Source organism: Arthrobacter sp. StoSoilB19, assembly GCF_019977275.1.
Lineage (GTDB): Bacteria > Actinomycetota > Actinomycetes > Actinomycetales > Micrococcaceae > Arthrobacter.
Map to the genome: position 1 here is coordinate 1,197,617 of NZ_AP024650.1, position 23,913 is coordinate 1,221,529.

The window sequence follows — 23,913 nt, forward strand, 5'->3', positions numbered from 1 at the left end:
CCCAGTCCAGTTCCCTGCGGAGCGGAACGCGTCCGGGCCCGTTTATGCGTCAGGTCCGCCCCTGGCGGGAACACCGGCCGCCCCGCCGTCGTTGTTCCCCATGGCGTGCATTCCATGCGCGCCACCCGCCAACCGAAGGACACCCCTTGACTCCTCGCACCATCGTGATCACCGGCGCCAGCGACGGCATCGGCGCTGCGGCCGCCCGGACACTGGCAAAGGCGGGGGAGCAGGTGGTCGTCGTCGGCCGTTCCGCTGAAAAGACCCGCGCCCTGGCGGAGGAGATTGGTGCAGACTTTTACCTCGCCGACTTCGCCGACCTTTCGCAGGTCCGGACCCTGGCCACGGAACTTGAGGAAAAGTACCCCCGCATTGACGTCCTGGCGAACAACGCCGGCGGCATGATGGGCAAGCGAACGCTCACGGTGGACGGGAACGAACTGACGTTCCAGGTCAACCACCTGGCGCCGTTCCTGCTCACCACCCTGCTGATGGACACGCTGGCGGCCAGCAACGCGAAGATCATCAACACCGCCAGCGCCGCAAACTACTCGGGAAAGATGGACCTCTTCGACCTCAAGGCCGAGCAGGGGTACCGCACCTACCGCGCCTACGGGACGGGCAAGCTCGCCAACATCCTCTTCACGTCCGAGCTGCACCGCCGCTTCCATGACCGGGGAATCACGACGGCGGCGTTCCACCCCGGCGTTGTCCGCACCAACTTCGCGGCAGATTCCACCAGCCCCTTCCGGCATGCCTACAAGACCCTGCTGAACCGCTTCATGCTCAGCCCGGACCAGGGTGCCGACACCATGCTGTGGCTCATCAACGGCACCCCCGGCACGGACTGGATCTCCGGGGCCTACTACGCCAAGCGGGCCCTGGCCAAGGCCAACCCGCAGGCCTACGACGCCGAACTGGCGCGCGGGCTGTGGGACAAGAGTGATGAGCTGGTCAAGGCCTTCGTCCAGCCCTAACGCTCACAGGCAACGCCGTCGTGGTCGGCGTCCAGCCCGTAGATGTCCCTGCCAATAACCTGGAGGGGGCCACTGACGTAGGCCGGTCCGTTGCCGCTTCCGCCGGCGCAGTCCACGTCCGAGGCAATGGGGACGCACCCTGAGTAGTTCGGGTCGCAGCCGGGATTGGTGCCCGGAACGGCCGGGGCAACAGGGGCCGGAGGCGCAACGGGAGCGGGCGGCGCTGCCGCCTTCGCGGCTGCTTCGGCGGCGGCCTTTGCTGCCGCAGCATCCTGCGCCGCCTTCGCCTCGGCGGCCTGCCGGGCGGCGGCTGCGTCAGCCGCGGCCTTGTCGGCAGCGGCTTTGTCAGCTGCCGCCTTCTCGGCGGCTGCCTTTTCCGCCGCGGCCTGGTCGGCGGCCGCCTTCGCTGCGGCAGCGGCTGCCAGCTTCTCCGTGACGCGCTTGGACTCCGCGGCTTCCAGCCACACCAGCCTGCCCGACCCGTCCTTGGTACAGACGTAGGTGGTGCCGGCCGAAACCTGCTGCCCGTTTGCGGCGGTGCACGGCGTACCGGCAATGGGCGTTGCGGTGGCGGATTCGCTGGCGGGTCCGGCAGCGGCGCTCAGGGAGGCCTGGGGTGCACCGCACCCGGTCAGCAGAAGCACGACGGCGGCGGCCCCGGCGCCCAGCACCTTGTGCGGGCCCCTCCGCCCGGCGGCTCCTGGGGTCAGCGCGGGTTCCCGACGGCGGGTGCGGGGCGCGGAAAAGCGTTGGACGGCAGGCATGGTTCCCCCAAGTGCGTGTGCTGGATGCGATGTGCACGGCCAGCGTAGCTACGCCGGGATGGCCGGAACGGTTTAAGCGCAAATCTTGATGTATTCCTGCACCAACCTTGAAGCTCCCGGTTGTGCGGAGGTCAGCCCTGCCTGGCCAGCGCCCCACCGATCAGCCGCGCACCCTCCGGGTAGGCGCCCGGATTCGGACCCGAGTAGTTGAGCCGGATGAAGGCTCCGGCGGGTTCGGCCGGGAACCACTCCGTGCCGGCGGCTATGATCACGCCGGCATCCTCGCAGTCCCGCACCAGGCGCGGCAGATCCGTGGCATCGGGCAGGCGCAGCCACAGGTTCAGGCCGCCCTTCGGCAGGACATCGAGGTGCGCCTGGGGGAGGTGCTCCCGGATGCTGGCGGCCAGCAGGTCGCGGCGTGACTGGAGCTGCTGCCGGAGGCTCCGCAGGTGGGTCTGCCACCCGGGTTGCGTCACCACGTCCAGCGCGGCGGCCTGCAGGAGCCCGCTGACGTACATCGACTCGGCGGCGCGCTGGCCCAGGATGCGTTCGCGCGCCGGTCCCCGGACGATCACGGCAGCAATCCGGATGGCGGTGGACACGCTCTTGGTCAGGGACCTGATGTACACCACGTGCCCGGAATCATCGCGGGTTGCCAGCGGAACGGGGTCGGAGGTGATGCCGAAATCGTGTGCCCAGTCGTCCTCCACCAGGAAGGCGCCGTGCCGGCGGGCCACGTCCAGGATCTCGTCGCCGCGCCCTGCCGCCCACTGCCCGCCCGTGGGATTCGAATAGTTGGGCTGCACGTAGAACGCCCGCGCCCCGGTCTCGGCAAAGGCGCGGTCCACGTCCGCGGGATCCGGCCCGTCCGGGCCGGTGGGCACCGGAACCACCCGCACCCCGGTCTGCGCGGCGGCAAGGATGGCGCCCCAGTACGACGGCGACTCCATCAGCAGCGGCTGTCCCGCGCCCACCAGCGCACGGAAGATGGAGCTGAGCCCGCTCTGGCTTCCGGGCAGCACAACCACATCATTCGGGGTGGGGGGCGTGATTCCCACCGGGGTGGCCGACCCCACTTCCTGCGCGAACCATTGCTGCAGCTCCGGCATGCCCGCCGCCGGCGGCCGCGACAGTGCGGCGTCGCCCCGGGCAGCCCGGGCCAGCGCGGCGCGGACCAGCCGTTCCGGCAGCAGTTCGCGGTCCGGGTAGCCGGAATGGAACCAGATGGCATCGCCGGGAACGTTGCGCATGGTGCCCGACGACGACGGCAGCGGGGACGACGGCGACCGCAGCGCAGCCGTCTGCCAGCCATAGTCCGACGGACGGGCGGTGCGCACGGCACGCACGAACGTTCCAACGCCGGGCCGGCTTTCAATCAGCCCCTGGGCGGTCAGCGCCTGCAGCGCCTTCTGCACTGTCACCGGGCTGGCCTGGTACTCGGCAACGAGCTGCCGGGTGGACGGCAGCCGGGCCCCCGGAGCCGCGCCGCCGACCCATTGCCGGAGTGCCGCAACGATCCGCGAACTGCTATCGTCATTCATGAAAGAACATAGTAGCGCTACTGTCCTGAATCGCCCAGTGATATCGCCGCGAAAGGCCACCGGAATCTGGTGGGGCCTGCTCGGCGTGGCGGCCTTCTCCTTCACCGTTCCGTTCACCCGCGTGGCCGTGGCAGGCATCCCGCCGCTGCTCATCGGTTCCGGCCGGGCCGTCGTGGCCGCTGCCCTCGCCATCGCAGCACTTGCCATCACCCGCCAGCGGCTGCCCCCGCCCCGCACCTGGCTGCGCCTGGCGCTCGTGGCGGGCGGCGTCGTCGTCGGCTTTCCGCTGCTGACGTCCTATGCCCTCACTGCCGTACCGGCGGGACATGGAGCCGTGGTCATCGCCCTCCTGCCGGCCGCCACCGCAACGGTGGCGGTCCTGCGCGCCGCTGAGCGGCCCCCGGCCGCCTTCTGGGTGGTGATGGCGCTCGGCTCGCTGGCCGCCATCTCCTTCGCCTTCCTCCAGTCAGGCGGCGTGGGGCACCTGCACTGGGCGGACCTCCTGCTGCTCGGCGCCGTGGCCTGCGCCGCGGTGGGGTACGCGGAGGGCGGCCTGCTGGCGCGCACGCTGGGCTCGTGGCAGACCATCGCCTGGGCGCTGGTCCTTGCCGCGCCGGCCATGCTGGTCCTCGCCGTAGTGTCGGTCCTGGACCAGCCGCCGTCGGCCACACCCGTCCAGTGGGCTGCCTTCGCCTACCTCGCCGTGGTCAGCATGTTCCTTGGCTTCTTCGCCTGGTACCGGGGGCTGGCCATTGGCCCCATGGCGCAGGTGAGCCAGATCCAGCTGCTCCAGCCCGTCCTCAGCATCGGCTGGGCCGCGCTGCTGCTGGGGGAGGCGCTCACCTGGACCACCCTGATCGGCGCCCTCGCCGTGATCCTCTGTGCCGCTGCGGCCGTCCGCGTCCGGCTCAAACCGGCCCCCTGAACTGCTGAAAGGACTTCCCATGTACATTCCCGCCCACTTTGCTGCCGGCCCCGATGCCGTCCGGCACCTCCTCACGACTCCCGGCGCCGCCAACCTGGTGACCATGACGGACCACGGCCTGCTGGCAACACTGCTGCCCTTCGCCTTCAACCCGGCGGTGGGGGAGCACGGCGCGCTGCAGGCACACATGGCGCGCACCAACCCGCAGTGGTCCACCGCGCCGGCCGGCGAGGCGCTGGCCATCATCCAGGGCCCCGACGACTACATCTCGCCGTCGTGGTACGCCGCCAAGGCCGAGCACGGGCGCGTGGTCCCCACCTGGAACTACAGCACCGCGCACGTGTACGGCGAGCTGGTTATCCATGACGACGCCGGCTGGCTGGCACGGCACGTCCGGCACCTGACCGGACTGCACGAGGACGGCCGGGCAGACCCCTGGGCCGTGGACGACGCGCCGGAGAAGTTCATTGCCGGGCAACTGCGGGCGATCGTGGGCGTGGAGCTGGTGATCAGCCGGATCGAGGCGAAGGGAAAACTGAGCCAGAACCGCTCCGACGCCGATGCTGAAGGAGTGGCAGCGGGTCTTCGGGCCGAGGGGCGCGAAGACGGCGCGGCCGCCGTCGAACGCGCGCGCCGGAACTGACGCCTATGGGCCCTAAGCCGCCCGTTCCAGCAGCACCATCACCTCGTAGTGCGTGGTCTGCGGGAACATGTCCAGGACGCGGGCACGCCGGGCGGTGAACGACGGGAGCGCGGCCAGGTCCCGGGCCAGCGACTGCGCGTTGCAGCTGGAGTACACGACGTGCTGCACGTCCGAGGCTTCCAGCCAGCCGCAGAGCTCCTTGCCGATGCCGCGCCGGGGCGGGTTCACGATCACCAGGTCCGGCGACTGCTTGCTGGCCAGGGCAAACGCGGTGGCGTCCCCGGCCTGGAACTCCATCCCCTCCAGGCCTGCCTCGTCACTGCTGAGGCGGGCGGACACGATCGCTTCGCTGCTGGTTTCAATGCCCGTGACGGTGCGGGCCGGTGCGGCGCTGTGCAGGGCGAACCCGCCCACGCCGCAGTACAGGTCCCACACCGAGGCCGGCGCCAGTTCGTTGACCCACTCGCGTCCCTGGCGGTACAGGGCCGCGGCCATCTCACTGTTGGTCTGGAAGAAGCTTTGCGGGCGGAGGTGCAGGTTGATGTCGTTGACCCGCATGTTCAGGGTGGCCTGGCCGGTCAGCAGGATCTCCCGGTCGCCTTCCAGCACGGCCTTGTGTTCCGGGTGCACGTTGACCGAGACCACCTTCACCTGCGGCAGGGCGGCCAGGAGGTCCGGGAGGTGCTTCCGGATGCGCGGTACCACCTGGTCCGAGCGCAGGACCAGCCGGAGCATGACCTCGCCGTCCGGCGACTCGGTGAGGATGACGTGCTTGAGTTCACCGGTCCGGCGGGGAACGTCATAGGGCGTCAGGCGGACCCGGCGGATGAAATTCGCCAGCACGGGGAAACAGGCGAGCAGGCCGGGTGAGCAGACGCCGCACTTGCGCAGGTCCACGCCATGCCCATCGGCGTCCAGGATCCCGATGGTGGGATTCTGCGCGGTCCCGCCGATCACCATCTTGGCCTTGTTGCGGAAGCCGGACTCCTGGCTGGCCACCGGCGGCAGCCATTCGAGTTCGGTGTGACCGGACAGGAGGGTCTGGCAGTGCAGCTGTTTGCCGGCCAGCTGCTCACCGTAGGGCACGCCCATGTGGGTGCAGGAGCGGCAGGTGCCGGCATCAAAGTAGGAACAGCGCATGACCGGACAAGTTTACCCGGTTGCCTTCCCCGCCACGACGTGCAGGTCCGACGCCGGCACTTGGGGGAGTGCCGGCGTCGTACTTTTCAGGGCTGTACCGTCAGGGCAGCGCAACCGGCAGCACCCCATCCGGGAAGGGCGCAACGAAGGCGGCTCCTGCTTCTTCCCCTGCAGAGCCGTAGCCCCAACCGGCGAAGACGGTGGGAATACCGTGGACGGCTGCCCCGGCCACGTCGTAGCTGCGGTCACCCACCATGAGCGGGGCAGAGACATCCACCTTGGCCGCCCTCAGCCTGTCCAGCACTTCGGCAATGACATCTGCCTTGCTCCACCTGGCTTCCTGGTCCGATGCGCCGCAGACGGCGGAGAAGTAATGGTCCATCCCAAACAGGCGGGCCATCCGGAGCGCCTGGGCTTCGGCCTTCGAGGTGGCAACCGCCATGGGTACGCCCGCACGATGGAGCTGTTCCAGCAGTTCCCTGATCCCGTTGTACGGAACCGACTGGTGTGCACCGTGATCCGCGTAAGCCTTCCGGTAATGCCGCAGTGCCAGCCGGGCAAGGGCCTCATCGTGTCCCAGGTGCTCGCGGAAGGACTCAAGCATGGGCGGCCCCACCAGCCGGACCAGGTCCCCGGCCGGTGGCACAGCGGCCCCCACGGCGGCAAGCGCCCGGGCGGCGCTCGCCGTCACGCCTGCCGCCGAATCCAGCAGCGTCCCGTCCATGTCCAACAGCACGCAGCTGAAGGCTCTCCGCTGACTCCGTAGTGGCTGCTGCCGAAGTATCATCTCTGTGTGCTTTCGTTCTGGAGCCGGGCCGACTCGTGTCTGCTGTTGTGAAGTCATGCGGTGAAGGGTGAAACATGGATCGGGCGAGTCTTGACCGGATCGACCAGGGCATCCTGGCGGAGCTGACCCGCAATGCCCGGGTCAGCCACGCGGAGCTGGCTGCAAAGGTGATGCTGTCCCGCAATGCGGTCCGGCAACGCATCGACAGGATGGAACGGCAGGGTTACATCCAGGGCTACACCGTGGTGACCGGCGCCCCGGGGCACGGCACAGTCTCTGCTTTCCTGATGGTCTACCGGAAGGACAGGGTGCGCGGATCGGACGTCATCGCCGTGCTGCAATCGATCCCGGAGGTAGTCCTGTGCGATGTGGTCAGCGGCGACTTCGACCTGCTGGTGCGGGTGGAAGCACGGTCGCTTGAACGCATCCAGGAGATCTGGGAGCAGATAGCGGCCACGCCCGGCGTGACGGACACCGTGACGGCGATGACCCTGTCCAACTACATCCGGCGGGATGCGGCAGCGAAGCCGGCCCAGCCGGGAAACGCTCTCGACCAGGCTCCGTTTCCGGTGATCAGCCCTGGCGCTTGATGCACACCACTTTCGGCTGGGTCATCTCCTCATAGGCGAAGCGGACGCCTTCGCGGCCCAGGCCGCCATACTTGGATCCCCCGAACGGCATGCCGTCGAAGCGGTAGTCCGATGAGTCGTTGACCATGACGCCGCCTGCGTCGATGCGGCCCGCGGCGTCCAGGGCCGTGTCCAGCGAGCCGGTGAAGATCCCGGCGTGAAGGCTGAAGTCGATGGCGTTGGCGGTCCCCACGGCTTCGTCGAAGGTTGTGAAGGGTTGCAGCATGACGACCGGCCCGAACACCTCCTCCGTCCACAGCCTGCTGCCGGCGGGCACTCTCTCCAGGACCGTCGGATGCAGCACGTTGTTTACCCTGGTGTTGCCGGCGAGGACCACGGCGCCGGAGGCAACCGCCGCCTCAATCTTGGCCTGGAGCTGATCCACGGCGGCGGGACTGATCATGGGACCGACGTCGGTGGCTTCCTCGGCGGGGTCGCCCGCCACCAGCCGCGACGTCTCCTGCAGGAAGCGCCGACGGAACTCGTGGTAGCGGGAGGCGGCCACGAGGATGCGCTGAACCCCCACGCAGTTCTGTCCGGCTGCCCAGAAGGCTCCGGAGACGCAGGCTGAAACGGCAGCATCCATGTCGGCGTCATCCATGACGATGACGGGGGCGTTCCCGCCAAGGTCCATGGATAGCTTCTTCAGGCCTGCGGTCCTGGCAATGGCCTCGCCGGCCGTGAATCCGCCGGTGAAGGACACCATGCGGACCTCCCGGCTCCGCACGATCGCCTCCGCCACGTCCGTGTCCCCGTGGACCACTGTGAGGACGCCGGCAGGCAGGCCAGCTTCGGCGAAGACTTCGGCGAGCAGTTGCGCGGACAGGGGCGTCACCGCGGACGGCTTGAGGATGACGGCGTTGCCTCCGGCGATTGCCGGGCCCACCTTGTGTGCCACCAGATTAAGGGGGTCGTTGTACGGGGTGATGGCCGCAATGATGCCCAGCGGTTCCCGTGCGTACCACCCCATGCGGTCCTCGGAGCCTTCATAGGAGTCAAAGGGAATGATCTCGCCGGCGTTCCGGCGTGCCTCCGCGGCGGACAGGCGCAGGGTGTTGACTGCCCGCAGCACCTCCTTTCGTGCCTGGCGGATGGTTTTGCCGCTCTCGGCTGTGATGGTCTGGGCGAATTCCGCGTGGCGCGCGTCGATTAGTGCGGCAGCCGCGTCCAGCAGCTTCCCCCGGGCATGGCGGGACAATGCGCGTGCCTGCGCCGCCCCGGACCTGGCAGCCCGGATAATCGCGTCCACGGACTCCGCCGTGGTCAGGGCCACGGCTCCCAACACCCGGCCGTCGTAGGGGCTGAGCACCTCCCGGATCGCGGCCGTTGCGTGATCCAGCGGTGCAAGGGTTGATTCACGCATCTGCAGCCACCTGGTTCCGTGCGGCGTGCATGGCGATGATGTCGGACAGCAGGGCGTACGCTGTCTCCACCCGCCCGGCCCCGGGTCCGGACACCGTCACCGGGCCGAGGAGATCGGTGTTGAACGACACTGCATTGTTGGCACCCGAAACCCCGGCGAGGCCGTGGGCCAGGGGGAGCGCCACGGGGGCAACTCCGGCACTGATGCTTCCATCCAGGTTCCGCCGCGCGGAGCCCACCAGTTTCCACCGCCGCCCCTCGTTCCTGGCGCGCCTGATGTCCTCGGGCGACAGCGTTGACATCCCTTGGCGCTGCACATCCGCCAGCGTGATGTCCGCCCCCAGCAGCTCATTGGCCAGGATCAGGACTTTCAGTTGGACGTCGTGGCCCTCGATGTCGGCCGTGGGATCTGCCTCTGCGTACCCCCGGCTCTGGGCTTCGAGGACCGATTCCTCAAAGCTGAGGCCCTCTTCCATCCTGCCCAGGACATAGTTGCTGGTGCCATTGAGGATGCCCTCGAAGCCATTGAGCGCCAGTCCGGGGAACAGTTGTTTGGCCAAACGGATGACGGGTGTCCCGCTCATCACCGCGCCTTCGAATTCGAAATGCAGCCCTTTAAGCTTCGCGAGCCGGCTCAACTCCTGGCCATGCAGGGCGACCGGACCCTTGTTGGTGGTGCAGACACTCTTTCCCGACTCCAGCGCCCAGCGAACGTGTGAAGCCGCAGGCTCGCCGTCTGCAGGGTTGGTGAACGTTGCTTCGCAAATGATCCCTGCGGAGCAGGTCCGGATCACGCGCTCGTTGTCCGGGTCCGCTGACCCGCCGTACGCTGCAAATGTCGCGACGGCGGGATCCAGGCCCAAGGCCATGTCAAGATCGATCCCCCCGTCCTGGACCAGGGAACCCAGCCCAAGGTCCGTAATGGCAACCACCCGCAGGTCAAAGCCGAGGGTGCGGCCAAGCGCATCCCCTCTGGTGGCAATCAGTTCGGCCAGGGTCCGGTTGACGCCGCCGAACCCGATCAGCGCGATGTCGTAGGTGGTCATTGCTACTCCCTTGAGGTGGTTGTTGTTGCTCCCATCCTGTGCCCACCCGGTGTCCGTTGAGGCATGTCCAAACGCTCCGCCGGGGAGGCGAAACGACCATCTGAAGGGCAAATCGACATACGGAGTAACAGCAATAAACGTGCAACATTCGCATTTGAATATGATTTTGATGACTAAAAATGCCACTTTGTGTTACTTTCGTCACTGTCGACGCGCTTAAAGCTTTCATGGACCGGCACCCGAACCGCGGCCGTCCTTCCGACCATCCCCCACTGGAGGCACCACTTGGAATCTTCGACCCCCCTCACCCTCAAGCCGGAGCCGGACGCACCGCCGTCAACGGAATCAGGGCTCCGCCGCTCCATGGGGCCCCGGCACCTTGTCATGATCGCCATGGGCGGCGTGATTGGTTCCGGACTGTTCCTCAGCTCGGGCTACACCATTTCCCAGGCCGGCCCGCTGGGTGCCGTTCTCGCCTACCTCGTCGGTGCCTTCGTGGTTTACCTGGTCATGGCCTGCTTGGGGGAGCTCGCCATCGCCTACCCCGTCTCCGGTGCGTTCCATATCTATGCTTCCCGGTCCATTGGTCCCGCCACGGGATTCGCCACCGCCTGGCTCTACTGGCTGTGCTGGGCGGTCGCCATCGGATCGGAGTTCACAGCCTCGGGCCTGCTGATGCAGCGCTGGTTCCCGGGCGTTGACGTCTGGGTCTGGTGCCTGATCTTCGCCGCAACGTTGTTCGGCCTCAACGCCGTGTCATCCAAGTTCTTCGGTGAGTCGGAATTCTGGTTCGCCATCATCAAAGTGGGCGCCATCATCGGGCTCATCGTCCTGGGCGGGGCAGCCCTCCTGGGCTTCCACCCGCTCAGCGCATCGGGCAACCATCCCTTCCTGTTCGAAAACTTCAACACCGAGGGAGGGCTGTTTCCCAACGGTTTCACCGGCGTTCTGGTGACGGCGCTCGCAGTCTTCTATGCCTTCTCAGGCTCTGAACTGATCGGCGTCGCCGCAGGGGAGACGAAGGATCCCGCCACCAGCATTCCCAAAGCGATGCGCAGTACGGTCATCCGCCTCCTGGTGTTCTTCGTCGGAGCCATCGCCGTCATCGCCGCCACGATCCCGTACCAGGAAGTTGGGCTCGACGAAAGCCCGTTCGTGACGGTGTTCACGGCGACGGGTGTTCCCTTTGCCGCCGATCTGATGAACTTCGTCATCATCACGGCGCTGCTGTCTGCAGGCAACAGTGGCCTGTTCTCGTGCGCCAGGATGCTGTACTCCCTGGCCGACGAAGGCCACGCACCCCGGGCGCTTAAGAAGCTGACTAAGCGCGGCATTCCCATGACCGCGCTCTCGGTGAGCATGCTCGGAGGGCTGGCCTCGCTCATCAGCAGCGTGGTTGCTCCGGAAACCGTCTACCTGGTGCTGGTATCGGTAGCGGGCTTCGCAGTGGTGGGAGTCTGGATGTCCATCACCGCCTCGCATTTCTTCCACCGGCGGTCTTTTGTCCGGAACGGCGGGGACGTGTCCACCTTGTCCTACCGCGCGCCGCTCTTCCCACTGGTGCCGGTCCTGGCATTCACTCTCTGCACAGTCTCCCTGGTCGGCATCGCTTTCGATCCGGCCCAAGTGGCGGCGCTGTACTTTGGGATTCCTTTCGTCGCCGCCTGCTACGGTTACTTCCACATCAGGCACGGGCGCCGGGCCGCAGCCGAAAAGACGGCGCAGGGCTGAACCGTTTCCATGGCCTGGCGCGGACGGCCGAACGTCCGCGCCAGGCCATCGCCGTGCCCGGGACTGCGTTGCTTCCGGCTGATTGGTGTTTCCCGTTGGGCGGTGCCGCAACGTGTGAGGGTAGGCTGGTTGCCGGTCGGAAGGAGCAGCAGGGTGGATAACTCCCCGGAGGCGGCGTCGCTGGCGCAGGGATTGCGGATAGTGCGCCTGGTCATTGACCGGGAAAAGACGGGGAAGCAGCTTATGGGTGTCTCCCAGTTGGCCGCCGAGCTGGACATGGACCAAAGCCGCGTCTCCCGTCTGACCCAGGAGCTTTGTGAGCTTGGCCTGCTGGAGCGCCGCGAACGCGGCCCGTTCCGCGTAGGGACGGGCTTCTTCGGCCTTGCCGCCACCCTCAATACGGGGTGGATCCGGCATGCGGCGGCGGAACTGGAGGCGCTGGTGGCCACTACCGGGCTGCGCGCCCGGGTCTCGGTCCGCGACGGCTACCGGGTCATCCTGCTCCTGGCGTCCAGCAACGATTCGCAGGCGGGCAGCTTCGTCCAGCCCGGCATGGTGACGCCTGTGTGGTGTACCGGATCGGGCAGGGCGCTGTTGTGGGACCATAAGCGGCGCGGGTTTGAAGCTTTGCTTTCCGACGTGAACTTTGTCGGCGTCGGTGGTCCCGGCGCCCCGCATTCCAGCGCGGAGGCCTGGGAACTCATGGCCAAAGACAAGCCCCATGGTTTCGTTGTCGCCACCGAGGAATTCGAACACGGCATCGTGGAGGTGGCCGTGCCTGTCCGGGATCCGGGCGGTGGGATCGTCGCTTCGCTGAGTGTGCTGGGCGGGCAGCCGGACGTTGGACCCCGCGCAGGGGAATTGGCGGATGTGCTCGCGGAGGCCGCGGCAAGGCTCGGTTCGGTCCATCCCGGGCCGGAGGGGTAGGCGGCCCTTAGGGGTTGCTGTCCGGAGACCGCCATCCCAGCATGCCTTCCAGCCAGCGGCCCTGGCGGACGAGCGCTTCGGCGTGCCGGGACCGGCTGGGTTCAAGGCGGCCCTTCAGGCCCACCACCTGCAGGGCCGCCACCACGTCGCCCCTGAAATCCCTGATGGGTACGGCCAGTGAGTAGAGCCCGGGCTCCGCTTCCTCGTCGACGATGGAGTAGCCGCGGACCCGTGCGTCCCTGAGCCGTGCCAGGAAATCCTCGACGTCCGCGGGGGTGTTCGGGCCGTGCTGCTGGAACTGGACGCCCGCGAAGATTTTGCGGACCTCATCGTCCGGAGTCTCCCACAAAAGTGCCTGCCCGGCGTCGCTGCAGTAGGCAGGGTAGGGCCGGCCCAGCCACGAGCCCACCAGCCGGCTGCTCGCCGGGACGCTTTCGCCCACCGTTACGGTGCTCCTGCCGCTGAGGACCCCCAGGAAGCACCCCTCATCAGTCTCCCTCGAAAGGCGTTCCAGGGCGGCGGTCCCGTCGGTTGCCAGCCGGCGCCGGTTCAGCAGGAGGGCGTCGGTCAGGACGCTCCAGTCCAGGGCGAAGGTGCGTTCGGGGGTTCTCCGCAGGAAACCTTCCTGTTCAGCTGTCCGCAGGCTTCTGGAAACCTGGCTTCGGTCCCTGCCCAGGTCCGCAGCGATCTCTGCAACCGTGCCGCCGGGGAGGCCACGCAGGTGGCGTTCCCCGGCCGCCAGGACGGCCATGACGCCACGTCCCATGCTTGAAGTCCTCGACATGGTCCGAGTCTAGAGGACCGCCCGCCCGGGTCAGGAGATGGCGAAGACGCGGGCCGGGAAGCCGCTCCCTTCGGAGGGTTTGGCCCAGCTGGCCACGATTGCGGCACCCGATTCAGGGAGGCCGGACAAATCAGCCATCAGTTCTATCTGCCAGCGGTCCTTCGCCAGGATGTAGGTTTCCAGGCTAAAGTCCCCCTGCGAGGTTGCCAGCCCCGGATCGGTGTCCGTTTGCTCGTGCCCGATGGCCGAAACCCAGCGTTCCTCCACCAGGAAGGACAGCACCTCACGGGACCACCCGGGAGTGTGGCTGACTCCGTCCGCATCCTTGTTGGCCATGGCATCTCCGTCCGGCCACCGTGAGCTCCAGCCGGTCCCCAGGGCAACGAAGCATCCAGCCGGGATTCTTCCGTTCCGGTCTTCCCATCCGTGCACATCCTGCAGGGTGGGGGTTGCATCCGGATCCCGTTCCACCCGCCGGGTGATGTCCAGGACCACAAGGGGAAGAATCATGTCCTGGACTGGAATCCGGTCAAGGGTGCGTCCACCCCGGATGAAGTGGGAAGGCGGATCCACATGCGTGCCCCACTGGCCAACGATCGAATACCGGTGGGCCGTAAACCCGTCGCCCCTTTCAAGGTCGAAAAGAGCCTCCCGGGTTTCGTCCGGAAAGGCGGCGAAACGGGGCTGGCCTGGATGGAAGGCATGGGTGAGGTCCGTGAACGTCCTGCCTGCCAGGGCGGACTGAAGCGCGGGCCAGGCGGCAGTGGTGGTGAGTGTCATGATGCTGCCGCCGCCGAGGGGGTTTTACGGTGCAGCCCACCGGCCACGCTCACGGGACCGGTCACCTCGATGACAGGCAGTTCCCACGGGTGGATGGCCACCAGTTCCTGCATAACCCGTTCCAGGACGGCCTCGTCCAGGGTGGCATCAAAATAGGTGGTGAAGACGAACGTGGGGGAGAGGGTCTGCTCGCCCACCCTGCCAAGCGTGGGCGACGCCCCTTCGCCGCACGAGAATCCTTCGAATCCGATGCCGGATTCGAAGACGTGCTTGTAGTTCCCGAAATCACCGAGGTCCGGGTAATGCCCAACGGTGTGCAGGAGTTCTGCCAGCCCCGGATCCTGCTGGACGGCGTTGGCGTCTCCGGCGGCTATCCGGCCGAAGGTTTCCGCACTGATGGGCCAGTGGACCCGTAGCTTGCGGACACTGTTCAGGTGCACACTCACGAATATTCCTCCTGTAATGGTCGTTGCTGCAGTCATCGTGGCACACGGTGATATGCATTACAAGCATGGAAACTTGCCTATAATGAGCAAAACAGCCACCAATCGACCGGAGGTGCGATGCCTAGCCGCCGTTCCCTGTCCACCCTGCTTGACGCCGGCGCAGGCCTCGTAGCTGACGGCGCCCTGGCCACCGAACTGGAGGCCCGCGGCTGCGATTTGAACGACGCACTGTGGTCCGCCAAGGTCCTCCTGGAGCAGCCCGAGCTGATCAGGGACGTGCACCGGGACTACTTCGCCGCCGGCGCGAACATCGCCACCACCGCCAGCTACCAGGCCACGCCCCGGGGGTTTGCGGCGCGGGGGATGGGCGAACGGGAAGCCCTGGAGCTCGTTGCGCTGTCCGCCCGGCTGGCGGATGAAGCGCGGCGGCAGCATCTGGAGGACCACCCGGACGCCGGGCCGCTGCTGGTCGCCGGTTCCGTGGGTCCCTACGGTGCCTACCTTGCGGACGGCTCGGAGTACCGGGGGGACTACGCCCTCACCGCAGAAGAGTTCCAGGACTTCCACGGCCCCCGCATCGCCGCGCTGGTGGACGCCGGCGTGGACCTCCTGGCCTTGGAAACGCTGCCTTCCTTCGCTGAGGCCGAAGCCCTCCTGGCACTCAGCCGGGAACACGGCGTCGACACCTGGTTCTCCTTTTCCCTGCGCGACGGCGGGCACATCAGCGACGGAACCCCGCTCGCCGACGTGGCCCGGCTCCTTGACGGACAGCCCCACGTCGCCGCCGTGGGTGTGAACTGCGTCCCGCTCAACCTGGTCGCTCCCGCGCTCGCAGCACTGGGCCTGCACACGGACAAGCCGCTGCTGGCCTATCCCAATTCGGGAGAGACCTACCATCCCGCGACAAAGACGTGGAGCCAGGACCGGGCGGCTTCCGGCAGCGGTGCTCCCTCCAGCCTCGGCACAGGTGCCCCTGAGTGGCGGCAGCTTGGTGCCCGCATCGTGGGCGGCTGCTGCCGGACCACGCCCGCCGACATCGCAGCGTTGGCCGGGAAGGCATAGTTACCGGGAACACTGCCGTCTCCACCGGTGTTAAAACCTAAGGAGAAATGAACGATGAACAACAGAACTTATACAGCACTTGTTGTACCGGCCGGCAATTCCGAGCCCATGCGCATCGAGCAGGTGCCGGCAGACCTGCAGGCCTTGGAAGCCCTGGTGGGCGGGCCGCTGGAGTCGGTGATCCGCGGCGACTGGCATGTCTACCTCAACGCCGAAAGCGTCACCATGCTCCTGCCGGTCAACTTCCGCGCCGGGCAGTTGATGCACGAATGCGGCCTGGACCTTGACGGGATCCGTGGCACCGCGGTCTTCCTCGGCCGCGGCGAGCACGGGGCCGAAGCGGACATCCCGGACCACTTGTCCCGGCTTGCGGAGGAGCTTTTCGGGGCCCCGCTGGCCGCGTAGGCTTAGTCCCCGCGGACCCCGTAGGTGCTCAGCACGTTGCCCTTGCTGGTGGTGGACTGGTCAAGCAACACCAGCCGGGTCAGCGGGTCACCGTCCTGGAACAGCCTGCGGCCGCTGCCGGCAATGACCGGGTGCGTCATCAGCTGCAGCGAGTCCAGCAGCCCGGCGAACAGCAGCTGCCGCACCACCGAGATGCTCCCGCACACGGCGATCTCGCCGCCGTCGCGGTCCTTCAGGGCGGCAACGAACTCCTCAAGCGGAGCGTCCATCAACTGAGAGTTCTGCCATTCCAGCTGCCCGGTCAGGGTGCGTGACGCAACGAACTTTTCCACCGGGTTGATGAACGCGGCAAAGTCCTGGTCTGCCGAGGCGGTGGGCCAATAACCAGCCCACTCCTGGTAGCTGACGCGGCCCAGGACCACGGTATCCACGGTGTTCATCATCTTGGTCAGGCCCGCGCCGAGTTCGTCGTCGAAGCTGTCGAACTGGAACTTGAAGGGTTCGGACACCACCCCGTCCACGGAGTGGAACAGGCCGGCAGTGACTTTGCGCATGGGAACCTCCAGTTTTCGAGCGGACAGGCATTACGGTATGCGCCCAGGGCCTTTCCGGGAAGGGCGCCGGACCTTATTTTGGCCCGGGAATTCGGACGACGGCGGATGGTTACGTTAGCTTGATCACTCGCCGTGTCGTCTTGCACGGTTTCGCGCCGGCCGGGCCCCATACTTGTTTTTGAGCGGCTTTCGCCGTCCCCCCGGCCAGGCAGGAGGAAGTGCATGGAAACCCTGAAAAAAGTCGTGACCAACCAGTATTTTCCTGCCGGCGCTGTCCTGACGGCCGTAGTGCTGTTCTGGGTTGTTGGAATGCTGGGCGGACTGTCCCTGCTCAACAACAACCAGCCACCGCTCACCACCCTGACCTGGATGCTGTTCGTCTACGCGGCAGCTGTGCTGACCCCCCTCGCGGGCCTGCTGGCCGCCGTCGACCTGGTCCGCCGCTGGCGCCGCAACCGCGCCGCCGCACCCGATGTGCACGCTGAACCTGCTGCTTCCGCAACAGCCGTGACGCCGTACGCTGGCCGGCCGGCAGAAACACCCGCCAATGCGGCAGCCGTTGCTGAGCAGCGGCCGTCCGGTCAGAAGGCCCCGCAGAAGAAGTCTGGCGGGAAAAAGGCAGCATAGCGCCTACGGTGCGAGCATCACCTGGTTCCGCCCTGCGGCCTTTGCCGCGTAAAGGGCTGCGTCGGCTTCATTTAGCAGCATTTCGGCACTCACCACATGCCCCGCGGAGAACCCGGAGACTCCAGCGCTGAACCCCAACTGGCCCGATGGGTCGCCGGCATGGGGTATGGCCAGGTCACGTACGGCGCATAACGCCCGTTCCACAAGGGCCCTGGCCCCGATCACGCCCTGTCGGGGAAGCACCAGCAGGAACTCCTCGCCCCCGAACCGGTAGACACCGTCAGTCCGTCGTGCCGTTGCCGCGAGGGTGGATGCCACCGCCCGAAGGGCCAGATCGCCGGCCTGGTGACCGTAGAGGTCGTTGTAGCTCTTGAAATTGTCCACGTCGCACAGCGCCACACTGTACCCCTCGCCATGGCGGGCGCTCCGGGCGTGCAGTTGCTCCAGGTCCTCTGAAAGTTTCAACCGGTTGTGAAGTCCGGTCAGGGGATCGGTGCGCGCTTGCTCCGAGAGGACTTTCCGGTAGTGTGCGAGGTCCGCGTGAAGCGTGGTGATCCGCAACGCCACTAGGAGCCTGGTGTGCAGGACAAAGGGGTCCAACGGCTTGGTGACGTAGTCGTCGGCGCCGGCCTCGAGCCCGGACAGAACGTCGTCGCGCGATCCTTGCGAGGTCAGCAGCACGATGTAGGTGTACAGCTCAGGCTCCTCTGCACGGATGGCCCGGCAGAGTTCCAATCCGTCCATCACGGGCATCATCCGGTCGGTGACCACCACATCCGGCCGGTGTGCCTGGAACAGGGCCCATGCCTCGCCACCGTCCGCAGCCGTCATGCAGTCATGCCCCGAACGTTCGACGGCGGCCGTGGCCACCAGGAGCGACCCCGGATCATCGTCCGCTACGAGAACTCTCAATGGTCCCCCTTCACTGCGGCCTCCAGTTCGGCGTCCAACCGCTGCAGTTCAGCCTCGAGCCGGCTGACGAGTCCCTCGGCGTTGCCCAGTTGCCCGTTGCGGCCCAGCTCTTCGAGCTCGGCACAGACCGAAACCACGCCGGAGGCTCCGATGTTTGCCGCGGACCCCTTCAGGGCGTGGGCAGCCTGCACCAGGACCTGGCTGTCGCCAGGAACCGCTGCGCGAAGCGCCGCCACGCGCACCTGGCTCTCCCGTCGGAACGCCTCCAGCGTTGCCCGCAACAATGCCCCTCCGTCATCCTGGCCCACGTCCCTAAGGACGGCGAGGCGGTCCGGGTCCAGTGCGGGCCCGGGGCTTCCGGCGGAAGGACCTCCGGTGACAGCAAGAGGCTGCGGGAGCTGCACGGGAACCCAGCGGGACAACGCAGCTTCCAGGGCAGCCGCGTCCACGGGTTTTGACAGGTAATCGTCCATGCCCGCGGCGAGGCAGCGTTCCCGGTCTCCATCGAGGGCGCCTGCGGTCATGGCAATGATGGGCACCCGGATTGCAGAGGGCAGGCGGCGGATCTCGCGGGTTGCCTCGAAGCCGTCCATCACCGGCATATGGCAATCCATCAGGATGGCGGAGTATCTTGTCGCGGCCGCGGCCGCCACCGCTTCGGCACCGTTGCACACCACATCCACCGCGTAGCCGAACTTTTCGACTGTTGCGCGTGCCACCAACTGGTTCACCTCATTGTCCTCAACGACCAGGATCTGCCCGCGGCGCGGCGTGCCGCGCCCAGCCTGGGCGGTTCGGGCGGGCCTTGGGCGGCTCCAGGATTCCGGTGTGGGCTCGCGGGTCGAGATCAGGCGGACCAGCCGGTTGTAAAACTCGGAACTGCGGACGGGTTTCATCAGCCACTCACGCACACCCGCGGCGGCAATCTCTGCCGGGTCTACCTGCATGGTCGAGGTCAGCATGATCAGTTCCATGCCCGCAAGTGCTGCGTCGGCCTTGATGCGCCGGGCCAGCTCCAGGCCATCCGTGTCGGGCATGCAGTAGTCCAAAACGGCGAAATGGAAGGGTGTCCCGGCCTGCCGCGCGGCGCGGGCCACTTCCAAAGCGGCCGTCGCGTCCGGAACGGATTGCGGTTCAAGGCGCCAGCCACGGAGCTGGGATTCGAGGACCAGCCGGTTTGTGGCATTGTCATCCACCACCAGGACGCGGAGACCGGTGAGGAATCCGGCGGCCGGCACAGGATCCGTGGACGGGGGTGCTATGGGCAGCGGCAGCCGGAACCAGAATGTGCTGCCCTGGCCCGGCGCACTGTCCATCCCGATGGCACCGTCCATCACAGCGGTCAGGCGCCTGCAGATGGCCAGGCCAAGACCCGTACCGCCGTAGCGGCGGGTGGTGGAAGCATCCGCCTGCGAGAAGGATTCAAACAATTTGCCGTGATGTTCCGGGCTGATGCCAATGCCGGTGTCGCGGACCTCGAACTCAATTGCCGCGGTGCTTCCCGGGCCGTAGCCCGGGTCCTTGGCCGTGACCCGGATGGAGACCTCCCCGGATGCCGTGAACTTCACGGCGTTGGAGGCAAGGTTGAGCAATATTTGCCGGATCCTGCCGGAGTCGCCCTGCAAACGGGCAGGAACGTCAGGCTCACAGTAGGCGATCAGCTCCAGGTTCTTGGCCAGTGCAGGTTCGGCCAGCAGGGCGGCCACCTCTTCGACGAGGACCCTGGGGTCGAAGGGACGGACGTCCAGGTCCACCTTTCCGGCCTCCAGCTTCGAGAAATCGAGGATGTCATTGATAAGGGCCAGCAACGATTCCCCCGCACCCTTAACCCCTTGGGCGTACTGACGCTGCGTCTCGTCCAGCCCGGTTTCCAGAAGGAGCCCGGTTAGGCCGACTACCCCGTTCATCGGAGTGCGGATTTCGTGGCTCATGGTAGCGAGGAATTCGGATTTGAGACGGCTGGATTCCAACGCCGCCTCCCGGGCCGCCTCAAGTTCCACGGTGCGGGCAGCCACTTCATCCTCGAGTCCGCCGGTCAGGCTGATGTTCTCGAAGACGATCAGCACCTGACGGACCAGCACGGAGGAAAGGACTGTGGCTCCCACTACGAGAAGGAACGGATCGAGCTCCTGCAGGTGCGGGCCGGCGAATTGGAGTACAGCCAGGAGGAGGGGAACGTATGGGAGCAGTTCCAGTGCAAGCGTGTACCCCTTCCGGTCCGGGCCTGTGTTCTCCACGTACGGTGCAGCAGGAGCCATGGCGATGATGAGGAAGGCGCCTATCCAACCCAAGGCAAGCGGTGATCCGGTGGTTCCCGTCACGCCGTCGAACGTCATGCGCACGTAAATGCTGTCCGTAACGGCCAGCACCACCAGGCCGCCACCGAAACAGAGCCAGGGCAGGCGCTCGCCCGGCTGACGCCGCATGGCCAGGACCAGTACCAGGGACGTGATCACCAGATCCACCACGGGGTAGGCCATACCGGTAAGGCGTGTCAGTGGATCCCCAACAGCGTTGAAGGCGGGGCCAAGGGCCGTGTACCAGCTGACCACAAGCACCGAGCCGGCAATGACGGCGGCGTCCATGATCGCCCGAAACAGCGCCACGGGAGTGCCGGCGCGCCGCTTGAACGAGAACAGCGCCACGACAGCGGGCACCGAGTAGCCAAGGAACAGGGCGTCTGCCAGGGAGGGAAAGGGGTAAACATGGTCGTTCAGAAGGCCGTAAAACGCGTAGAGCGCCATTCCGGCTGCCCAGACGAAGGACGCCGCAGCCATATAGGTCCAGGCCTTCGCGTTCGCACCACCTCGGGCACCGGCTCGCGCACAGCTCACCCCGGCCACCAGGGACGCGGCCAAAATGAGGAAGTCGCCGGTAACAAGGGCGGCCGGAGTGCCCCTGTTCACTGCCAAAAACACCCCGAGTCCATTGAGGACCAACGCTGCCGCCACGATCCGCGGCCACAGCCGCGACCTACCGCTGTTGACACGGTGTTCCAAGAGACCAGACTGGGACACGGAGACCCCTTCCCCCTAATTGCGCCCAATGCCCCAAAACAGGGGCGGAGCCGCCGGAGACCACGGCGGAGACGCCCCCTCATAATATCCCGCGCATCTTTGGAATGGGCCGGAAAATTACCGCCCCTTCAAGGCATTGAGGGCTTCCTCCGCGTTCTGCAATGCGTGGCCAAGCCGCTCGCCTGGCTCCGGCAAGGAAAACAGGTAACCCTGCAGCGAATCGCACTCCAGCGCGGCCAGGTAATCCGCCTGGGCCGCCGTCTCAATCCCTTCAGCCGTGACGGTCAGCCCCAGGCTGTGGGCCATGTTGATCATGGAGCTGAGGATCGGCAGGCGCTCGTTGCCGGTCCGCACCATGGACACAAAAGACTTGTCGATCTTGACCGTGTCCACGGGCAGGTCCTGCAGCCGGCCCAGTGAGGAGTAGCCGGTGCCGAAATCATCCAGTGCCACCCTGGCGCCAGCGTCCCGCAGCGTGCTGAGTTGCCGGATCAGGCTGCAGTCGGCGTCGAAAAACACACTCTCGGTAACTTCCATGACCAGCTGGTAGGGGGCCACGCCGCTGGCTGCCGCCAGCCTTAGGACGGTCTCGGCGAAGTCCGGTTCCTGCAACTGGACTCCGGAGACATTCACCGCCAGGGACCGCGCCGGATCCTCGCTGAGCCATCGCGCCAGCTGCACCATGCCGGACGCCATTACCTCGGCCCCGATCTCGCCGATCAGCCCGGTGCGCTCGGCAAGGGGGATGAAGATCGACGGCGGCACCCGCTCACCGCCGCGGTCCCACCTGGCCAGCGCCTCGAGTTGGACCACCTGCCCCATGCGGTGCGACACGATCGGCTGGAAATCCACGGTGATTTCGCCGCGCGGAACAGCCAGCCGCAGCCCGCCCTCCATGTGGGTGCGCTGCACCAGTGCCTGCATCATGTCCGGGTGGAAGCGGAGGAACCGGTTCTTGCCTGCCGCCTTGGCCGCATACATGGCAATGTCGGCATGCCGCAGGAGTTCCGAGGGCCCAACGCTGTCCTGGCCCAACGAGGCGAGGCCCAGGCTGAGGCTCGGCCGGAGGACAGTGCCGTCGATGGTCACGGGGACGTGCAGGCAGCGCACGATGCACGCCGCGATGGCGTCGGCATCCGGGCACGCCGTCAACAGCACCACGAACTCGTCCCCGCCCAATCGTGCAACGACGTCAGCTGTAGGGACGCAGCCGCGAAGCCGGCGTGCCACTTCGATGAGCATGTCATCACCCGCCTGGTGGCCAAGGATGTCGTTGACCTCCTTGAAGTCGTCCAGGTCAAGGAGCAGGACATCCACCGTCTTCAGCCGGGCTTCCTGAAGTGCTTCGGCCAGGGCGTCGTTGAACACGGCCCTGTTCGCGAGCCCGGTCAGGGGGTCCTGGAACGCCATGGCCCGCAGCTTTTCGGCCTGGACGGCCAGGTCCATCATGGCCCTGTGCGCCTGCTCCTGCGCTTTTCGCCGGGGCGTGACATCGCGGAAGCTCCACACCCGTCCAACGATCTTTTCCTCTACCCGTTGGGGGCGGGAATATCTTTCATAGGTGCGGCCGTCCCTGAACTCGACCACGTCGTGGCTCTCGGCGGCCGGGTCTTCCTGAAGTTCGCCCAGCCGGGCGGTGAAGGCCGCTGGGTCTGCCACCTGCTCCACGATGAGCTGCATGGCCGGTTCTCCGCTGTCCGCTTCCATCAACTCGGGCGGGATGCGCCACATGGCAAGGAATTGTTCGTTGAACCCAGCCACCCTGCCGTCATTGCCCATGACCAGGATGCCGTCGGCAGTGGATTCAAGGGTGGCCGTCAACAAGGACATGGCCTCGCGCAGATCCTCGTCCGCCGCCTTGCGGTGTGCCGTGCCACGGGCGGAGAGCAGCAACCGCGCTCCGGATTGCCCTGCCCGTTCTTCCGATTGCCCTTCGGGTCCGCGCTCTGCGCGGGCGTGGTCCGCGGTTGGCTGGGGGAGGAGTGCGGCCGCCACTTCGATGGGGATCTCGCTGCCGTCGTGACGGAGTCCCCTGATCTCGCGGGGCAGCGGATGCCCTTCCGGCTCTGCAAGGAGCTGGAGGAACAACTGGCCTACCTCGTCGCGGAAATCCTCGGCAATCAGTGGGCGGTGGTCCAGGCCCGCAAAAGCTTCCTTCGGTAAGCCGAAGAGCCTTGACGCTGCAGAATTGGCCGCAAGGATAATACCGTCCGCGGTCAAAGCCAGCAGTGCGTCCGGGCTGGCATCCATGACCACGCCAAAAGTTTGTAATGCCACATCATCGCCACGGCCCATAAAACTGGTCATTACACCACCCCTTCGCCATCATAAAGGCCATTGGCAGGAATTGGGTGCGCACCAGGGAAGGCAAATTGGGGCGGCGCGGAACAGAGAAAGCGCCGTCCTCCTATTGGGGAGTCCGGCGCTTCTTGTTCAGTTGACTTTGTGCTGCGGCTACACCCTGCGGCCGCTGCGGTTGGCGACTGCCCCGTAGATCAGCAGCACGATGATGGAGCCGAGGATGGCCAGCAGCCAGGTCCTGAGGTCGAAGAATTCGGCCAGTCCGCCGCCAAAGATGAGCGATCCAATCCAGCCGCCCAGAATGGCTCCGACGACGCCGAGGACCAGGGTCACTACCCAGCCGCCGCCCTGGCGACCCGGCAGGATTGCCTTTGCAATGGCTCCAGCAATCAGGCCCAAAATGAGAAATCCGATAATGCCCATGTTGCCACTCCTTGTCAGTAAGTTGTGCCGGGCCCCCATTTCCGGTTCCATAATTCAATCAGCAGGCTTACTACTGTGCAAGGCCTTGAATATCACAGGATGACTGTCAGTTTCAGGCGTAATGCCGTGC

At 66.5% G+C, this 23,913-nt stretch carries 23 protein-coding genes; 9 read left to right on the forward strand and 14 right to left on the reverse strand.

Annotated elements, in window-relative coordinates:
* Positions 1-146: 146 nt before the first annotated feature.
* Positions 147-977 (forward strand): SDR family NAD(P)-dependent oxidoreductase, encoded by an 831-nt coding sequence (locus tag LDO86_RS05585; RefSeq protein ID WP_043425583.1) that lies wholly within the window; start codon positions 147-149, stop codon positions 975-977.
* Here LDO86_RS05585 and LDO86_RS05590 read toward each other — a convergent pair.
* Both LDO86_RS05590 and LDO86_RS05595 read right to left on the reverse strand, forming a co-directional pair.
* Positions 974-1,741: a hypothetical protein gene (locus LDO86_RS05590; protein ID WP_155845660.1), complete on the reverse strand. Its 768-nt coding sequence runs from the start codon at positions 1,739-1,741 to the stop codon at positions 974-976. The two genes, LDO86_RS05585 and LDO86_RS05590, sit on opposite strands and share 4 nt — an antisense overlap.
* A 131-nt stretch (positions 1,742-1,872) precedes the next feature.
* Complete coding sequence (locus LDO86_RS05595; RefSeq protein WP_018771825.1) at positions 1,873-3,282, reverse strand: PLP-dependent aminotransferase family protein; 1,410 nt, start codon at positions 3,280-3,282, stop codon at positions 1,873-1,875.
* Between LDO86_RS05595 and LDO86_RS05600 the strand changes: the two genes are divergently transcribed.
* Together LDO86_RS05600 and LDO86_RS05605 are read left to right on the forward strand one after the other, a co-directional pair.
* Positions 3,281-4,207: a DMT family transporter gene (locus tag LDO86_RS05600; protein ID WP_043425580.1), complete on the forward strand. Its 927-nt coding sequence runs from the start codon at positions 3,281-3,283 to the stop codon at positions 4,205-4,207. The genes LDO86_RS05595 and LDO86_RS05600 overlap by 2 nt on opposite strands.
* Before the next feature lie 19 nt (positions 4,208-4,226).
* Positions 4,227-4,850: an FMN-binding negative transcriptional regulator gene (locus LDO86_RS05605; protein WP_026266158.1), complete on the forward strand. Its 624-nt coding sequence runs from the start codon at positions 4,227-4,229 to the stop codon at positions 4,848-4,850.
* Between the two features lie 12 nt (positions 4,851-4,862).
* Here the strand turns inward: LDO86_RS05605 and rlmC are convergent, their stop codons facing one another.
* The gene (gene rlmC / locus LDO86_RS05610; RefSeq protein ID WP_018771822.1) at positions 4,863-5,990 is read right to left on the reverse strand and encodes a 23S rRNA (uracil(747)-C(5))-methyltransferase RlmC; all 1,128 of its coding nucleotides are present in this window, start codon (positions 5,988-5,990) and stop codon (positions 4,863-4,865) included.
* Positions 5,991-6,090: 100 nt separating this feature from the next.
* Positions 6,091-6,726 (reverse strand): HAD hydrolase-like protein, encoded by a 636-nt coding sequence (locus LDO86_RS05615; RefSeq protein ID WP_018771821.1) that lies wholly within the window; start codon positions 6,724-6,726, stop codon positions 6,091-6,093.
* 125 nt (positions 6,727-6,851) lie between these two features.
* Between LDO86_RS05615 and LDO86_RS05620 the strand changes: the two genes are divergently transcribed.
* A complete protein-coding gene (locus LDO86_RS05620) occupies positions 6,852-7,367 on the forward strand; it encodes an Lrp/AsnC family transcriptional regulator (RefSeq protein ID WP_018771820.1) in 516 nt (171 codons plus the stop codon).
* Here LDO86_RS05620 and LDO86_RS05625 read toward each other — a convergent pair.
* Together LDO86_RS05625 and LDO86_RS05630 are read right to left on the reverse strand one after the other, a co-directional pair.
* Positions 7,351-8,769: an aldehyde dehydrogenase family protein gene (locus tag LDO86_RS05625; RefSeq protein ID WP_224084373.1), complete on the reverse strand. Its 1,419-nt coding sequence runs from the start codon at positions 8,767-8,769 to the stop codon at positions 7,351-7,353. The two genes, LDO86_RS05620 and LDO86_RS05625, sit on opposite strands and share 17 nt — an antisense overlap.
* A complete protein-coding gene (locus LDO86_RS05630) occupies positions 8,762-9,814 on the reverse strand; it encodes a homoserine dehydrogenase (RefSeq protein ID WP_018771818.1) in 1,053 nt (350 codons plus the stop codon). The genes LDO86_RS05625 and LDO86_RS05630 overlap by 8 nt, the downstream gene beginning before the upstream one ends.
* Positions 9,815-10,099: 285 nt before the next feature.
* On the opposite strand from LDO86_RS05630, the gene LDO86_RS05635 reads away from it, so the two are divergent.
* Positions 10,100-11,545 (forward strand): amino acid permease, encoded by a 1,446-nt coding sequence (locus tag LDO86_RS05635; RefSeq protein ID WP_018771817.1) that lies wholly within the window; start codon positions 10,100-10,102, stop codon positions 11,543-11,545.
* Between the two features lie 153 nt (positions 11,546-11,698).
* A complete protein-coding gene (locus LDO86_RS05640; protein WP_018771816.1) occupies positions 11,699-12,472 on the forward strand; it encodes an IclR family transcriptional regulator C-terminal domain-containing protein in 774 nt (257 codons plus the stop codon).
* A 7-nt stretch (positions 12,473-12,479) separates the two neighbouring features.
* Here the strand turns inward: LDO86_RS05640 and LDO86_RS05645 are convergent, their stop codons facing one another.
* From LDO86_RS05645 to LDO86_RS05655, 3 genes are read right to left on the reverse strand one after another with little or no spacing between them, the layout of a single operon-like run.
* Positions 12,480-13,256 carry an IclR family transcriptional regulator gene (locus tag LDO86_RS05645; RefSeq protein WP_026266157.1) on the reverse strand — a complete coding sequence of 259 codons (777 nt, stop codon included), beginning with the start codon at positions 13,254-13,256 and terminating at the stop codon, positions 12,480-12,482.
* Between the two features lie 30 nt (positions 13,257-13,286).
* Positions 13,287-14,036, reverse strand: coding sequence for a cyclase family protein (locus LDO86_RS05650; protein ID WP_018771814.1), 750 nt, complete (start codon positions 14,034-14,036; stop codon positions 13,287-13,289).
* The gene (locus LDO86_RS05655) at positions 14,033-14,482 is read right to left on the reverse strand and encodes a hypothetical protein (RefSeq protein WP_018771813.1); all 450 of its coding nucleotides are present in this window, start codon (positions 14,480-14,482) and stop codon (positions 14,033-14,035) included. Before LDO86_RS05655 ends, LDO86_RS05650 begins: the two co-directional genes overlap by 4 nt.
* Before the next feature lie 117 nt (positions 14,483-14,599).
* On the opposite strand from LDO86_RS05655, the gene mmuM reads away from it, so the two are divergent.
* Together mmuM and LDO86_RS05665 are read left to right on the forward strand one after the other, a co-directional pair.
* Positions 14,600-15,544 carry a homocysteine S-methyltransferase gene (gene mmuM / locus LDO86_RS05660; protein ID WP_018771812.1) on the forward strand — a complete coding sequence of 315 codons (945 nt, stop codon included), beginning with the start codon at positions 14,600-14,602 and terminating at the stop codon, positions 15,542-15,544.
* 54 nt (positions 15,545-15,598) lie between these two features.
* Positions 15,599-15,949 (forward strand): hypothetical protein, encoded by a 351-nt coding sequence (locus LDO86_RS05665; RefSeq protein WP_018771811.1) that lies wholly within the window; start codon positions 15,599-15,601, stop codon positions 15,947-15,949.
* A 2-nt stretch (positions 15,950-15,951) separates the two neighbouring features.
* On the opposite strand, the gene LDO86_RS05670 is transcribed toward LDO86_RS05665, so the two are convergent.
* A complete protein-coding gene (locus LDO86_RS05670) occupies positions 15,952-16,503 on the reverse strand; it encodes a dihydrofolate reductase family protein (protein WP_018771810.1) in 552 nt (183 codons plus the stop codon).
* A 222-nt stretch (positions 16,504-16,725) separates the two neighbouring features.
* Between LDO86_RS05670 and LDO86_RS05675 the strand changes: the two genes are divergently transcribed.
* Positions 16,726-17,130: a hypothetical protein gene (locus LDO86_RS05675; protein WP_018771809.1), complete on the forward strand. Its 405-nt coding sequence runs from the start codon at positions 16,726-16,728 to the stop codon at positions 17,128-17,130.
* 3 nt (positions 17,131-17,133) lie between these two features.
* Here LDO86_RS05675 and LDO86_RS05680 read toward each other — a convergent pair whose 3' ends face one another.
* The 4 genes from LDO86_RS05680 to LDO86_RS05695 form a co-directional block, all read right to left on the reverse strand.
* The gene (locus LDO86_RS05680; RefSeq protein WP_018771808.1) at positions 17,134-18,042 is read right to left on the reverse strand and encodes a diguanylate cyclase; all 909 of its coding nucleotides are present in this window, start codon (positions 18,040-18,042) and stop codon (positions 17,134-17,136) included.
* Positions 18,039-20,960: a response regulator gene (locus LDO86_RS05685; protein ID WP_018771807.1), complete on the reverse strand. Its 2,922-nt coding sequence runs from the start codon at positions 20,958-20,960 to the stop codon at positions 18,039-18,041. Before LDO86_RS05685 ends, LDO86_RS05680 begins: the two co-directional genes overlap by 4 nt.
* 216 nt (positions 20,961-21,176) lie before the next feature.
* Entirely contained in the window at positions 21,177-23,366 is a 2,190-nt protein-coding gene (locus tag LDO86_RS05690; protein WP_224084374.1) for a bifunctional diguanylate cyclase/phosphodiesterase, read from the reverse strand.
* Positions 23,367-23,513: 147 nt separating this feature from the next.
* A complete protein-coding gene (locus tag LDO86_RS05695) occupies positions 23,514-23,783 on the reverse strand; it encodes a GlsB/YeaQ/YmgE family stress response membrane protein (RefSeq protein WP_018771805.1) in 270 nt (89 codons plus the stop codon).
* Between the last annotated feature and the right edge of the window lie 130 nt (positions 23,784-23,913).

Coding starts and splice junctions, on each gene's coding strand:
- LDO86_RS05590 (WP_155845660.1), bottom strand. CDS start 1,741: ATGCCTGCCGTCCAACGCTTTTCCGCGCCCCGCACCCGCCGTCGGGAA.
- LDO86_RS05600 (WP_043425580.1), top strand. CDS start 3,281: ATGAAAGAACATAGTAGCGCTACTGTCCTGAATCGCCCAGTGATATCG.
- LDO86_RS05595 (WP_018771825.1), bottom strand. CDS start 3,282: ATGAATGACGATAGCAGTTCGCGGATCGTTGCGGCACTCCGGCAATGG.
- LDO86_RS05605 (WP_026266158.1), top strand. CDS start 4,227: ATGTACATTCCCGCCCACTTTGCTGCCGGCCCCGATGCCGTCCGGCAC.
- rlmC (WP_018771822.1), bottom strand. CDS start 5,990: ATGCGCTGTTCCTACTTTGATGCCGGCACCTGCCGCTCCTGCACCCAC.
- LDO86_RS05620 (WP_018771820.1), top strand. CDS start 6,852: ATGGATCGGGCGAGTCTTGACCGGATCGACCAGGGCATCCTGGCGGAG.
- LDO86_RS05625 (WP_224084373.1), bottom strand. CDS start 8,769: ATGCGTGAATCAACCCTTGCACCGCTGGATCACGCAACGGCCGCGATC.
- LDO86_RS05630 (WP_018771818.1), bottom strand. CDS start 9,814: ATGACCACCTACGACATCGCGCTGATCGGGTTCGGCGGCGTCAACCGG.
- LDO86_RS05645 (WP_026266157.1), bottom strand. CDS start 13,256: ATGTCGAGGACTTCAAGCATGGGACGTGGCGTCATGGCCGTCCTGGCG.
- LDO86_RS05650 (WP_018771814.1), bottom strand. CDS start 14,036: ATGACACTCACCACCACTGCCGCCTGGCCCGCGCTTCAGTCCGCCCTG.
- mmuM (WP_018771812.1), top strand. CDS start 14,600: ATGCCTAGCCGCCGTTCCCTGTCCACCCTGCTTGACGCCGGCGCAGGC.
- LDO86_RS05665 (WP_018771811.1), top strand. CDS start 15,599: ATGAACAACAGAACTTATACAGCACTTGTTGTACCGGCCGGCAATTCC.
- LDO86_RS05670 (WP_018771810.1), bottom strand. CDS start 16,503: ATGCGCAAAGTCACTGCCGGCCTGTTCCACTCCGTGGACGGGGTGGTG.
- LDO86_RS05675 (WP_018771809.1), top strand. CDS start 16,726: ATGGAAACCCTGAAAAAAGTCGTGACCAACCAGTATTTTCCTGCCGGC.
- LDO86_RS05690 (WP_224084374.1), bottom strand. CDS start 23,366: ATGACCAGTTTTATGGGCCGTGGCGATGATGTGGCATTACAAACTTTT.
- LDO86_RS05695 (WP_018771805.1), bottom strand. CDS start 23,783: ATGGGCATTATCGGATTTCTCATTTTGGGCCTGATTGCTGGAGCCATT.